This window comes from Lentibacillus sp. (genome assembly GCF_035301925.1).
In the GTDB taxonomy this organism is placed as follows: Bacteria; Bacillota; Bacilli; order Bacillales; family Amphibacillaceae; genus Lentibacillus.
Genome location: NZ_DATGTI010000154.1, coordinates 1 through 13,446 on the forward strand (window position 1 = coordinate 1; position 13,446 = coordinate 13,446).

14 protein-coding genes are annotated in these 13,446 nt (G+C 41.1%); 8 read left to right on the forward strand and 6 right to left on the reverse strand.

Annotated features, from left to right (window positions below):
- The 3 genes from VK080_RS12535 to VK080_RS12545 form a co-directional block, all read left to right on the forward strand.
- Window positions 1-879 (forward strand): ABC transporter ATP-binding protein (locus tag VK080_RS12535; protein WP_324225106.1); only part of this gene is annotated, 879 nt, incomplete at its 5' end.
- Window positions 876-2,576 carry an iron ABC transporter permease gene (locus VK080_RS12540; RefSeq protein WP_324225107.1) on the forward strand — a complete coding sequence of 567 codons (1,701 nt, stop codon included), beginning with the start codon at window positions 876-878 and terminating at the stop codon, window positions 2,574-2,576. The genes VK080_RS12535 and VK080_RS12540, both read left to right, overlap by 4 nt.
- Window positions 2,577-2,600: 24 nt before the next feature.
- Window positions 2,601-3,377 (forward strand): HAD-IIA family hydrolase, encoded by a 777-nt coding sequence (locus VK080_RS12545; RefSeq protein ID WP_324225108.1) that lies wholly within the window; start codon window positions 2,601-2,603, stop codon window positions 3,375-3,377.
- Window positions 3,378-3,379: 2 nt separating this feature from the next.
- On the opposite strand, the gene VK080_RS12550 is transcribed toward VK080_RS12545, so the two are convergent.
- The 4 genes from VK080_RS12550 to VK080_RS12560 form a co-directional block, all read right to left on the reverse strand.
- On the reverse strand, window positions 3,380-3,946 hold the full coding sequence (locus VK080_RS12550) for a glycerol-3-phosphate responsive antiterminator (protein WP_324225109.1): 567 nt from the start codon (window positions 3,944-3,946) through the stop codon (window positions 3,380-3,382).
- Between the two features lie 208 nt (window positions 3,947-4,154).
- Window positions 4,155-4,406 carry a glycerophosphodiester phosphodiesterase gene (locus VK080_RS16060; protein WP_414672253.1) on the reverse strand — a complete coding sequence of 84 codons (252 nt, stop codon included), beginning with the start codon at window positions 4,404-4,406 and terminating at the stop codon, window positions 4,155-4,157.
- Window positions 4,407-4,419: 13 nt separating this feature from the next.
- The gene (locus tag VK080_RS12555; protein WP_324225110.1) at window positions 4,420-6,129 is read right to left on the reverse strand and encodes an aryl-sulfate sulfotransferase; all 1,710 of its coding nucleotides are present in this window, start codon (window positions 6,127-6,129) and stop codon (window positions 4,420-4,422) included.
- 85 nt (window positions 6,130-6,214) lie between these two features.
- Window positions 6,215-6,904 carry a C39 family peptidase gene (locus VK080_RS12560; protein WP_324225111.1) on the reverse strand — a complete coding sequence of 230 codons (690 nt, stop codon included), beginning with the start codon at window positions 6,902-6,904 and terminating at the stop codon, window positions 6,215-6,217.
- Between the two features lie 130 nt (window positions 6,905-7,034).
- Between VK080_RS12560 and VK080_RS12565 the strand changes: the two genes are divergently transcribed.
- From VK080_RS12565 to pssE, 5 genes are all read left to right on the forward strand, one after another.
- Entirely contained in the window at window positions 7,035-8,351 is a 1,317-nt protein-coding gene (locus tag VK080_RS12565; protein ID WP_324225112.1) for a UDP-glucose/GDP-mannose dehydrogenase family protein, read from the forward strand.
- A gap of 105 nt (window positions 8,352-8,456) precedes the next feature.
- Window positions 8,457-9,776 (forward strand): O-antigen ligase family protein, encoded by a 1,320-nt coding sequence (locus tag VK080_RS12570; protein ID WP_324225113.1) that lies wholly within the window; start codon window positions 8,457-8,459, stop codon window positions 9,774-9,776.
- A gap of 15 nt (window positions 9,777-9,791) precedes the next feature.
- Window positions 9,792-10,889 carry a glycosyltransferase gene (locus VK080_RS12575; protein ID WP_324225114.1) on the forward strand — a complete coding sequence of 366 codons (1,098 nt, stop codon included), beginning with the start codon at window positions 9,792-9,794 and terminating at the stop codon, window positions 10,887-10,889.
- Window positions 10,890-10,902: 13 nt separating this feature from the next.
- Window positions 10,903-11,373 (forward strand): PssD/Cps14F family polysaccharide biosynthesis glycosyltransferase, encoded by a 471-nt coding sequence (pssD, locus tag VK080_RS12580; protein WP_324225115.1) that lies wholly within the window; start codon window positions 10,903-10,905, stop codon window positions 11,371-11,373.
- Window positions 11,370-11,849 carry a PssE/Cps14G family polysaccharide biosynthesis glycosyltransferase gene (gene pssE, locus VK080_RS12585; protein ID WP_324225116.1) on the forward strand — a complete coding sequence of 160 codons (480 nt, stop codon included), beginning with the start codon at window positions 11,370-11,372 and terminating at the stop codon, window positions 11,847-11,849. Before pssD ends, pssE begins: the two co-directional genes overlap by 4 nt.
- A gap of 37 nt (window positions 11,850-11,886) precedes the next feature.
- Here pssE and VK080_RS12590 read toward each other — a convergent pair whose 3' ends face one another.
- Window positions 11,887-12,846, reverse strand: a complete 960-nt coding sequence (locus VK080_RS12590; RefSeq protein ID WP_324225117.1) for a CDP-glycerol glycerophosphotransferase family protein — start codon at window positions 12,844-12,846, stop codon at window positions 11,887-11,889.
- A 184-nt stretch (window positions 12,847-13,030) separates the two neighbouring features.
- A complete protein-coding gene (gene tagD, locus VK080_RS12595; RefSeq protein WP_324225118.1) occupies window positions 13,031-13,423 on the reverse strand; it encodes a glycerol-3-phosphate cytidylyltransferase in 393 nt (130 codons plus the stop codon).
- Window positions 13,424-13,446: the final 23 nt, after the last annotated feature.

Consider the following 13,446-nt stretch of genomic DNA (forward strand, 5'->3'; position numbering starts at 1 on the left):
CAAAGCTATGCCCTATTCCCGCATATGAATGTGTTTGACAATGTTGCCTATAGTTTAAATGTCAGACGACTAAAAAATAGTAATCCGCTTAAAAAAATTGGTGTTTATACAAGAATGCTGAACAGCAAGATTGGCAAGTATCCGCAAGATATTAAAGATAAGGTAAATGATATTTTGGAATATGTTGAATTACAGGAACATGCTCAAAAACTGACAAGTGAACTTTCCGGGGGACAACAGCAGAGGGTAGCCCTTGCAAGAGCTTTGGTTATGGAACCTGAGGTCTTATTGATGGATGAACCACTGTCCAACCTAGACCAAAAACTTAGACATTCAATGAGAAATACAATACGACAAATTCAGCAGGACCTTAAAATCACGACAATTTTTGTCACCCACGACCAGGAAGAGGCTATGAGCATGGCGGATCGTGTAGCCGTTATGAAAGATGGTGAAATCCTTCAAATAGGAACACCTACCGATCTGTACAGTAATCCACAATCCCCGTTCATTGCCGATTTTGTTGGAAAATCTAATATTTTGGGTGGAAAAGTGGTTAAACGGGAAGAAAATGGTTCGGTCATACAATTTGGTGATCAAAAGGTTAAATCGTTAGCTTCCCCGGAAAAAGAAGAGGTACAAGTAGTTATCAGACCGGAAAGTATCAATATTTTAGATGGAGATTCCAAATATTACGATAATTACTTTGAAGGTGAAATTCAGTTTGCGACATATCTCGGGTCAACAGTTAGATATGATATTAAAGTTGGTGAATACGATTTATTAGCTGATACTGTCTATGAATCTGGAGATAGTATTTTACAAAATGGTACAAAAGTAAAATTAGGTGTTGCACCTGAGAGGGTGTTATTAATATGAATTGGCTCAAACGAAATTTGACGGGGCTGGGGATTATTAAGATTATAATATACGCATTTTTCACGCTGTTTCTTATAATACCCTTAGTATCAGTCTTTCTGGTCAGCTTCACAAATGAACCTATCAACTTTTTTGGGTCCTTGATTAGTATAGACACTTTACAAAGCACAATTGAGAAATTCAAGAATGCAACATTGGATAATTTCACATCAATACTGGCCAATAAATCTTACTTTGACGCACTAAAAAACAGTTTATGGCTCTCAGTGCTTGTGTCTGTGGTTGTATTACTCGTCTGCATCCCAATAGCTTACGGCATAGCACGAACCAAAATGCCATTTAAAAAAACAATTAGTGCGCTTTGTACCATACCATTGGTAGTTCCTACATTTATATCCGGTTATGCATTTATTATTATGTTTGGCCGTTCAGGATGGGTTACATACATCTACCAGGCATTAGGCGGCGAAGGGTTTTTGATTGATCCATATTCAATGACGGGAATAGCTTTAGTTCAAATCTTTTTCTTTTTTCCTTATGCGCTTTGGCCAATGGTTGCTGCATTTAAGGTTAGTGATATTTCATTGGAAGAAGCATCAAGAAATATGGGAGCAAAAGGCTGGCTGACTTTTTCTACTATCACATTCCCTTTGGTAATTCCCGGCATGCTATCAACGGCCTTGGTTATATTCGCAGTAAGCTTTTCAGATTTTGGAACACCAATCATTTTAGCCCCAAGCGATTTGAATTTGATTGTAGTTGAAGCATATCGTGAAATTTCGGGATTCTTTAATTGGGGCGGAGCAGCTATACTTACAGTGATTATGATTGCTGTAGCTGGAGTTGTTTATTGGTTACAAAATTTCTTCTTAAAGGGAAAAAATTACGATTCCGTATCAGGTAAACCTAACCAGGTCAAATTAAATAATAATAAATTGCTGACTATTCCGTTGTCTGCTTTTTCAATGTTTGTGGTTTTGGTTCCCTTATTAAGTATGTTGACGGTCTTTATGCAATCGATTGCTACAACATGGGGGAAGGATCCTTTGCCGTCAGGATATACGCTTGACCACTACAAGGAGATATTCACAGGCTCTTTGGGAAATATTCAAAACAGCATTGTGTTAGCCCTTGGAGCACTGGTATTAAGCGTGATAGTGGCCACATTTGTATCCTATTTCGTTGTAAGACAAAATTCTACCGGACTGGATTTTATGACAACAGTGCCGCTGATTGTCCCAGGCATTGCATTTGGTATTGCGTTGATCCAAACGTTCAATACTGCACCGCTTAATTTAACAGGTACAGCTATTATACTGGTTATTGCCTACTCCATCCGGAGAATGCCGTACATGGTAAGATCAACAATTGGTACTATGAAGGCGATTAAAGTCGACATTGAAGAAGCTGCCATTAACCTTGGTGCATCAAATCTGACTGCTGCAGTAACTGTAGTTGGTCCATTAATGCTTCCGGGTATTGCGGCTGGTTCAATACTGGTGTTTGTAACAGTTATCAAGGAAACAAGTATATCGATCCTGATGGCTCCTGCTGAATGGGCACCGATGAGTCTTGCTATTTTCCAAAACGTACTGAGAGCGGAATATTATTCTGCTGCAGCAATGTCTATTATCCTTGTCGTCATAGTTGTGCTATTTCAGGCAATTGCTAACAGACTTACCGATAATGAATCTTAGTACAGGTATCAAGGAGGATACATGGTGAAAAAGGGGTTTATTTTTGACTTGGATGGAACAGTTTATTTAGATAACAAATTAATCGACGGTGCAGCTGACGCTATAAGAAAATTAAAGGAACGTGGCGATAAGGTTATATTCTTCACAAATAAATCAATCGAAAGCATTGGCAATTACGTCAAAAAATTAAAAGGGCTTGGGATCGAAGCAAGCTATAATGAAGTGGTCAATTCTAATTTGCTCACAGCCAGATATTTGAAATCCCAGATAAAAAAAGGCGAAAAAGTATTGGCAATTGGTGAGCAGCCCCTTATTGATGAATTGATAAATCAACAGGTGGTTATTACTGATGATTATAATAAAGCAGCTTTTGTCGTTATGGGCTGGGATCGGGATTTCACGTATGACAAGCTTAACTCCGCTTTTCAGGCATGGTGCAATGGTGCAAAAATAGTAGCGACCAATCCGGACAGAACTTGCCCGGTTTACGGCGGGCAAGTACCGGATTGTGGTGCCATGATAGGCGCACTGGAGGGTGCAACGGGAGAAAAAATTGAATTGATACTTGGAAAGCCTTCTAAACTTGCTGCTGATTTTATCGTTACAAAACTATTAAAATTGCCACCTGAAAATTGCTTTATGGTGGGAGATCGGTTGGAAACCGATATTAAAATGGGTAATGATTATGGCTTGCAATCGGTGCTCGTATTGACAGGCATTACAGATGAGAAATCACTGAAAAAATCAGTATATAAACCGAAAGTAATTATTGATAGTGTGAAGGAGATCGTTACGCTATAGTTTCATAACTTATAATTCCATAACTCGGGACTTCCTGCAGAAATGGCCAGTGCACCAGCCTTAAGTCCTGCAAGTATCTGCTGTTTACTATTCACTAATCCACCTGCTATAATTGGCAGGTGGGTTAACTTTGTCAATTCGTCTATTATATTTGGCATCAGGCCTGGTAACACTTCTATAGCATGTGGTTTACATGAATGTGCAATGTCAATACCTCTTTTCACTGCGTTGCGGTCAATTAGGAAAATCCTCTGTATGGTCATAAGCCCCTTATCTTTAGCATAATTAATCAGACTGCTCTTTGTTGTTATAATACCTTGAGGTTGCCATTGTTCTGCAATATATTTAATAGCACTGGGAGTGTTGGAAAGTCCATCAATAAAATCAATATGAACAAAGGTTATCTTCCCGGCTTCCTTTAAACGATCTATGTATACTTTCGAACTGGATAAGTCTCCTGTTAATAGAAAAGTAACGTTAGTATTTGAATCGATGGCTTTATCAATATCATCTGCTTGTTTGACAGATGATATGACCTGGGAATTAATCATATCAACGATATTTTCCATGCTATCCCTCCGAAGTTTTAGGTTAATTGTAGCATATTTAATACTTTTTCAAAATATTAGTTCCATAGTGGTACGTTCCTTTATGTTGAAACCTCAAACCGCTAATAACTCACATAAAAAGAGTGAAGATAAAATCTCCACTCTTTTGGTAAGCGTGTCGGGTTTCCTATTCCGGTATAATGATTTCGAATAACACTCACTTTTTCTTTTAGCGAAAATCCATGAGCTCTGGATAGTCTGTAATAATCCCATCCACGCCATAATCCATTAACAGATCAACCCACTCTTCATCAACAACTGTATATGGCCATGTTTTTAACGCTCTATGATGAATCCTGTCTACTGTATCTTGATCCAATAAAATTTTATTCGGATTGACATAGTCTGCATATTCAGCATATTCTTCAAGATGCTCATCAGTGATTTCACCATGGTCTAAGCCTTTGCCCTCAAGAGCGATGTCCGTTCACCTTTTATTCAGTTAACGAAAAGTCGTTTTCCCACGTATTCGTATATAGAGCTCGTCTGACACCCCGATAGACCCAAGCTCCTTTAGGAAAATCGGTTATTTCTGCTTCAAATACTACGTCGTCATCCTGATGGTGCGTCACTTCAACAATATTGCTTTGATTACCTTTATCTACGTGACCGAAATCAATCAAGACATTTCCGGTATCTTCCAGGTAGCGGGCACTGCCAATGATATTGGTGAAATAGTCTTCTCCACGTTCTTCACCGTACGTCCAGATGATTTCTGCTTCTTTTGTTTTTTCATTGATACGGTAATGGGTAGCAGCACTGAACTGCTTGGATAATGCTTCATCGCCGCGTGTTATGACAGTATTATTATCATATAACAGCAAATCAAGTGTGTCCGGATTATCGTCAAAATCAGGCAGGATATTGGCATCATGCTGGCCTGCCGGGTATTTGAAGTCTTCCCCCTGACCATCAATCAGGTATTCCTGCATATCTTTATCCCAGCCTTCCGGATAAGCGAGCATCCATTTAATTTCTTCGGTTTCATAATCAATCTTCATTACCGTGTCACTGTTTCGGCCGGAAATGATAATACTATCATCACTTTTGTCATACACGACAGAATTTTGATGGAACCAGTCTGTCAGGCCATCTTTCGGCTCGGTGCTGTCATGTTCCTCGTATTGTTCCTTGGTGAAAAGGTCCTTTAAATCAATCTGTTTGACGACATCACCGGTTTCCCGGTCAATTTCTATCATCATATCTTCCATGTACTCACCACGGCCGTCATTAACCGTCAGGATCAAATTGCCTGATGGCAGCTCAGCAATATCATGGTGGATCAGTGTGGATTCCATACCCTCTGACTCAGCCTGGGCCGCCTCTTCACTGATTTTAAACGCATTGTAGAGTTTACCAAGATAATCGGTCTCAAACAGTCGGTTATAGGCACTTCCGCTGTTGTCATCCTTACCCAAATATAACAGGCGTCCATTGTTTAATTCCTGTAAAACGTGGCTGTTATAGCCAGATCCATACCAGCGGATGTCACCGTTGATATCGAATCCGTATACAAATTTTGTACTTGGGATGGCAAAAGTCAATTCATTAGCACTAATATCCATTTTCCCTAAGTCAGCTGTTTTAATGTTAATATCCGGTATATAATTCGGCAGTTCGTCCGTTGAAATGGTTAAGGTTTTTTCCAGTGTTTCTCCGGATTCCGTTTCTGCGGTTATTTCCACTTTATTGTCATAGTCGGGATACAGTCCCAACACAGGCAATTCATGGTGGGTTTTATAGTCCGCGAACGTTTTGGAAATATCGGTTTCTTCATCTTTACCTTTAACCGTAAAGGAAACTTTTGCCGCTTCTTCCGTGTCAAAAATGACCAGTGCGGCCAACGGGCTCCTGTCATACGGGTCGAGGTTCACATATGGCTCATCCAACGTACTCCCTTCACTTTCGGACAAGATTTCCGATTCCAGTTCTTTCTGCTGATCCAGAAGATTTTGTGCTTTTTCGGGAGGGTATTTATATTCCGGTTCGGCTTCTTCGTCATCTTCCTTTGCTGCCTGATTACTTTTTTCACTCTGGTTATCAGATTCCTGATTGGCGCTTTGGTCTGCATTGTAATTAGTCAGGAAAAATATAGCGATCAGTACAACGGCGGCAATAGCGGCAACTGTTATGACTTTTTTCATATTCTTTTACTCCCCACACGTTTTTCTATTTGCTCTATTATTCTACCATAATAGCCCGAGTACGTGAATGGAAATATTCGCTTATTCATCCATCTGTTGAGAGTGTCACAGCACGTCCGCCCATGGATTCCCAATTCCGCTCAAATAATTTGCGCTCATAATATTCCGCTTGGCCGGTGTGCGGATCGTACGCAATTACCTGATTACCAGCAACCCCCACCAGAACAACAGCATGTTCATTTTCGTACCAGTCAATCACATCACCATCGTCGTCTGTCCACGTCTTACCGTAAAAAGTCTCGCGCTGCTCAAGCGTCGTCCACGCCATGACCGGCTTTCCCGAACGGACAATATCCAGAAGCGAACTAAACGGCTGGCCCGTTAAGTCAATGCCACAATCGGGCATAAACGTCTCAATCGTTTCCAATATCGGCCCTTCAAAAACGCCGTAACTCCCATCGTCCGAGTCGGTATACGGATCGCCGACAAACGCTTTATTCGGGTGGGTGCCTTTCCATTCGCCATCGACCTTTCGTACCTTATCTCCTTTTGGCAGCGCATCTGCCACCTCATATTTATCAACCGGCTCACCACGGCCCCAGCTCAAAAGCATTGCCAGAGATGTCGCCTCACACCCTGTTGGCAGATCCGGGTATTGGTAATAGAGCGGCACTCCTGTAATTTTCACATTCCGCTTTGGTGCAAAGGTTTTTTTACTGCTTGCAATGAAAAAAATCGTTATTAGAAAAAATCCAAGAACAATTCGTTTAATCACTACTTCCGCCTCCCATCTTAAGCTCACTATAACATAATGGCGATTGAAGCTTTTTGTCATTACTAAAAAAACATTCATCATCATAAACATTAACAGAGGTTCATTAAACATCAAGTGAGGTGCGATAACTATGAATGTCGCTGTCATCGGTACTGGATATGTCGGGCTTGTTACAGGGGTGTGCTTAGCCCAGATGGGGAGTAGCGTAACGTGCATTGATATCGATGAAGATAAAATCAGAAAGTTGCAAAGCGGTCAGTCTCCTATTTATGAGGATGGTCTTGAGGAACTCTTACAGACGAACCTTGACCAGAAAAAACTAAATTTCACTTCCGATTATAAAAAGGGTCTGGCTGACAAAGATGTTATTGTTATAGCGGTCGGAACACCTCAAAATAACGATGGATCGGCCGATTTGTCAGCACTGTTTGCTGCCTGCAGGGCGATTGCAAAACACATGGATGAAGATACCATCATCGTCACCAAGAGTACGGTCCCCATTGGAACAAATGAACGCATTAAACATAACATCGAACAGCATTCTCCAAAAAGTATGGCCGCAAAAGTCGTATCCTGTCCTGAATTTTTGCGCCAGGGATCGGCGGTTCATGACACATTCAATGCTGATCGAATCATCATAGGTTCTGAAGACAATGATGCGCTGGAAACCGTCGGAAAACTTTATCAGCCATTCAACATTCCGATCGTTAAAACGGATCTGAGAAGTGCAGAAATGATCAAGTATGCATCGAACGCTTTCCTGGCAACGAAAATCAGTTTCATTAATGAATTCGCCAACCTTTGTGAACGCGTTGGCGCAAACGTGGATGATGTGTCAAAAGGCATCGGGATGGACGGACGTATTGGGAAACATTTTTTAAAAGCTGGGGCAGGATATGGCGGCTCCTGCTTTCCAAAGGATTTGAGTGCTATCATATCCGATGGCAGAAGCGCCGGTTATCCGATGTCTATTTTGGAAAGTGTCCAATATGTGAATGACAGGCAAAGTGAATTATTGGCAGATAAGATTTCAAAGCGGTTCGGCCGTTTAAACAATAAAACCATTGCAGTATTGGGTCTTGCATTCAAACCGGGAACAGATGATATGCGGAACGCCCCATCCATTCCCTTGATTAAAAAAATGGTCGATGCTGGTGCAAACATTAAAGCGTTTGACCCGGCTGCAGCCAAAAATGCCATAAACGTTTTACCAAAGGATATTGTTTACGCCGGTACAATCGGAGAGGCACTTCATCAAGCAAGCTGTGCCGTCATTTTAACTGACTGGAAAGACGTAAAAGAATATCAACCCGATTCTTTTAAGAAATATTTGGCCAGCCCGATTATCTTTGACGGGCGAAACTGCTTCCCGTTGGAAAAAATGAAAGATAGCGGTATCGAATATCACTCGATTGGCCGTCCACCGGTTTATCCGGGCAATTCGTGATGTCTTATGAGGCATCTTTTTTCTTGTTTAAAATGATCAAGGAATGTCAAATACTAGAAGGGAGATTAGCCAATCTGCTTATAAAGTCAGAAAGGGGTCAGCTTCATGCCCTCGAACTTACAAAAAAATACTGTGACGGGCCTCATGGAGAAAGCATTCATCTATTTTCTCCTGCTGCAGCCGGCTCTGGATTTATTGGCCTATTTTAATATTCCGATTTCAACGGTTTTAAGAGGACTGGCCATGGGTGTTGGGCTTGTATATATATGGCTGCTGTCGGACAGACGAGGGAAAAAGGCAGCACTCATTTACCTCGTGACACTTGGCCTTTTTATGATGGTACACTTGGTGACTAATTATATCGTAAAAGAGCCATTTAACATATCACTTGAACTGACATATATGATCAAAACAGTTTTCTTTATCATATTATTATTGGTTTATATTTTTGTTATAAAGTCATTCTCAAAAAAGAAAAATTGGCAACAAATTATTCAGTTATCTGTATTGATCAATGTGATGTTTATAGCGGTAGTCATGCTGCTTGCGAATCTGACGGGCAGTGGTCACAAAAGTTATAATGCTCTGGCGAAAGAAGGTCATTCAGGCTGGTTTTTTTCGGCAAACGAATTAAGCATTATTTTGGGCATGGGGGTTAGTATCATGATTTTATACATGGTTCAAAAAAGAAAGCTTTTGGATAAAGCTTTGTTAGTGCCTGCTATTGGTCTCGTCATTTGGGCCATGCTGACGGTGGGCACGAAGGTCAGTTTTGGATCAATCATCATTGTGCTGGCTATCTCCATTATACTGTTCATCATCAAAGCTATATATCATAAACGATATTGGCTGAATGCGATCATTCTCTCAGGATTTCTGGCAGCAACCATCCTGATGACGCCAAGCAGTCCAGTCGGAAATAACCTTGGCCTGACGTTTGGGACGGACATCATCAATCAAGGCAATCGTCCCGCGGATGTTGAGAACGATGAAACAAATAAACAACAGACGGGACAGAGACTGTTAAGCGGCAGGGAGGATTTTTTACATAGTATAAAAGCACAATACCAGGAAGCTCCTCTATCACAAAAATGGTTTGGTATGGGTTATGGGGGAAATTATACGGTCACACCAAAGCTAATCGAGATGGACTTTTGGGACTGGTATTTTAACTTCGGTATTGCTGGATTTGTCCTTTTAATAATACCGCTGATTTATATCGGTTACCGCATTATTTTCAATTTGTTTAATAAGCATCTAAAACAAATAAATGTCCCCATCATCTTTGTGGGGGTATCTGTCTGTTTAGGTTTGGGCAGTGCGTTTACAGCGGGTCATGTTTTGTCATCACCAGCTGTGAGTATATACCTTGCTGTTTTGATTGGTTACCTGTTCACACTCACTAATCAGAAACCTTCAACATGAAAAATGTATAACGGGGTGGGGAAATTGGAGAAAATATTAGTGATTAGTACGATGTATCCCAGCAAGGCGCATCCCAGTTTTGGAATTTTTGTGCATAATCAGGTGAAGGCGCTAAGGGAACAAGGTTTCCATATCGACGTTGCCGCCATCAAAGATCCGCGAATGGACAAGCCATCTGTCGCCATAAAATATGTGGTATGGATAATCAAAGTCGTCCTTATTCTGCTTACTAAAGGCAGGCAATACGATCTTATTCATGCGCACTATGTATTCCCAAGCGGGAAGTTGGCACTATTGTATAAAAAACTTTTCCGCACCCGGGTTATCGTAACGGCACATGGCGGCGATTTGGACAAGATGGCCCAAAAGGGTGAGTTCTTCTTTAACCAGACAAAAAGGGTTTTGCATGAAGCCGATCACATTATTGCTGTCGGGGAAAAGCTTAAACATGACATGTTGACAATGTTTGACGTGATCGGACAAAATATTACGGTTTTAAACATGGGCGTCAATCGGCAGTTATTTATGCCAATGAATACGAAGACAGCCAGGAATTTGGTCAATATATCGCCCTCAGCCACGACGATTCTGTTTGTTGGCAATATGATTGAGGCAAAAGGCCTGGCGGAACTGGTAAGCGCCTATCATAACCTTAAAAAAACATATCCAAGCCTGGAACTCCATTTAATCGGTCCGCAAAAAGAGCCGGTATTTGCGGATTGGATTAAAGACCATATTTCAAATGAAGGAATCGAGGGTGTCCATATCCACCCGCCGATGGAGCAGCGGGAAATAGCCAAATGGCTCGCTGCAGCAGATGTTTTTGTCATTCCATCATACATGGAGGGGTTCGGCCTTGTGGCATTGGAGGCGATGTCGTGCCACACTCCGGTAGTCGGCAGTGATGTCGGCGGCTTAAGTTATTTGCTCAATGGGAATGCCGGCGTGTTGGTAGAGCCGAAAAATGAAACATCTTTAAGGCTGGGGATAAAAAAAGTCCTTGAAGATGTAGATTTACGTCAGCAGCTGATTGCAAATGGGGAGGAAAAAGCACAAACGTATGACCAGGAAAACATGATTGGTCAGCTTATTGAACGATACCACCGAGAATAGGAGCGAAAGACAGTTGACCCAGCCAAAGTTACTTCTTATTTCGTCAGTGGGCGGACATTTAACACAGCTGTTACAGCTTGAACCCCTGTTTAAAAATTATCACTACCATATTGTAACCGAAAAGTGTGCCGTAACGATGGAGCTGAAGGACAAATATCCGGTATCCATGCTCGTTTACGGCGCCAGGAATTATTTATTCCGGTACATATTCAAATTTATATTTAACACATTGAAGGCATTCTGCATCTTTTTGCGCAGACGCCCCGACGTTATTATCACCACAGGTGCACATACAGCAGTCCCGATGTGTTATATCGCTAAACTCTTCCGGAAAAAGGTTATTTTTATCGAAAGCTTTGCGAAAACCGACACTCCAACATTATCCGGCAGGCTGGTTTATCCAGTAGCCGACCTGTTTATTGTCCAGTGGAAATCGATGCAAAAGATATATCCCAATTCCGTTTATGGAGGGTCCATCTATTGATATTGGTTGTTTTAGGCACCCACGAGCTGCCATTTACCAGATTATTAAATGAAGTGGAGCGGTTAAAAAAGGAAGGCATCATTCAAGAAGATGTGGTTGTTCAGCATGGTCATACAAACTATGAAAGTGACAACCTGACGCTGAAACAGTTCGTCAGCCTCAAAGAAATGGATCTGCTGTACGAGCGGGCACGGCTGATTATTACACATGCCGGTACAGGTTCGATTATCATGGGGCTGCGAAAAGGCAAAAGGGTTATTGCCTGTCCCCGTTTGGCAAAATACGGCGAACATAATGATGATCACCAGTTGCAGATTGTGACTGCACTGACGGGACAGGGGCATATTTTGAGCTGGGAGGAAGAAAGCCTGCTGGAAAGCGTCATTCAGGAGGCTGAAACATTTGAGCCCCAACCATTTCATTCAGGCAGGGAACAGATACACCAACTCATTGAAAATTTTATTAAGGAAGTGTAGCTGCTAGATATGGCACACTCTTGCTGAAAATGGTTTTTCAATGATATAGCGTTTGAACGAGCCTCTCACTTGATTTTCCTGTTGAATACTGATTCCATTCATTGGCAAATGTATCAATCTGCTCCATGTGAAAATCACCATTTTTCAGCACATCAATCAAATCATCCGTATTTTTTACGACAGGTCCCGGAACAAGTTCTGCATAGTTCTCCCAGAAGCCTTTCGAATGCGCATATTCTTCCAAATCATACGCAAAAAACACCATTGGTTTGCACATTAATGAAAATTCAAACGGAACGGACGAATAATCCGAAATTAAAATATCCGTCATGATGAGAATGTGATTAATATTATCCAAGCCGGAAACATCGTAGACAAAACCGGGATAGTCGGTTTCTGCATTGACGTTCATTTTAGGATGAAGACTGAGAAATAATACATACTCACGACAGAGTTCAGTATACATTTTGTGAATATCCAGGTGAATTCTTGCTGCATTAAGTTGATTGTCACGGTACGTTGGGGCATATAAAATGACTTTCTTTTCATTGATAACCGGAAATTGATTTATTAATGATTGTTCGATTTCTTGTTTAGCTGCTGTGTCAAAAAAGAAATCAGTTCTGGGAATGCCTGTTCTTAAAAATTGCTTTGTCGTTACGTTAAAGGCCTCTGAAAATATGGCAGCCATCTTCTCTGATCCAACGATAACAAAATCAAATCGCTTATAAACGTTTTCGAACCGTCTGCAGGCTTTTGCGTGCCGGTTTTTAATTTGGTGATCTTTGAGCCCGAACTTTTTGATTGCCCCAGCCGCATGCCATAATTGAATACATTTTGTGTTTTGCCTAAAACGCGTGACCGAAAGAAATCCAAAATAATTGTCAACGAAAACTTTCTCAGATGTTGCTAAATGGTAAACCGATCGTATCCAATCAAGTATGTACGGAAATTGAAACATCATGATCCGTCGGTGTGGCGCATCTTCAAACATCATACAGCACTTGCGGGTTTTCAGAATTATAATGCGCTGGTCCGTAAGTTTTTCTAATGCATCCATGGTATATAAGGCATTATTCCCAAATGACACGACAAATGTTGTTTTGTTTGTTTGAGGAAATAATTTAAAAAAAGTAAAAAACACGCGAAAAACAAAGAGGTAAGCGGTAATGACGAGTTCTCTAACCATTTTTATTCAAATCTGTCTTTATTTTTGTCGTTGATATGCCAATCGTTCTTGGTAAATAAATGACGTCGCAATACGCTTTTAAATAATCAAACTTACCCTTCCAGTCATCCCCCATGACAAACACATCGATATGGTGCTTTTGAATATCGTCCACTTTTTGCTCCCACGTATCTTCCGCGATGACTTCATCCACATAGCGGACAGCTTCAAGGATGGCTTTTCGCTGCTCAAATGAATAATATGCCTTTTTCCCCTTTAAGGCATTAAACGCATCTGATGAAATGGCAACAACCAGGTAATCGCCGTATTCCTTGGCGCGTCTTAATAAGTTGATGTGCCCCGTATGCAGGATGTCAAATGTACCGTATGTGATGACTTTTTTCATAATATAACCTCCAAGTTAGACTA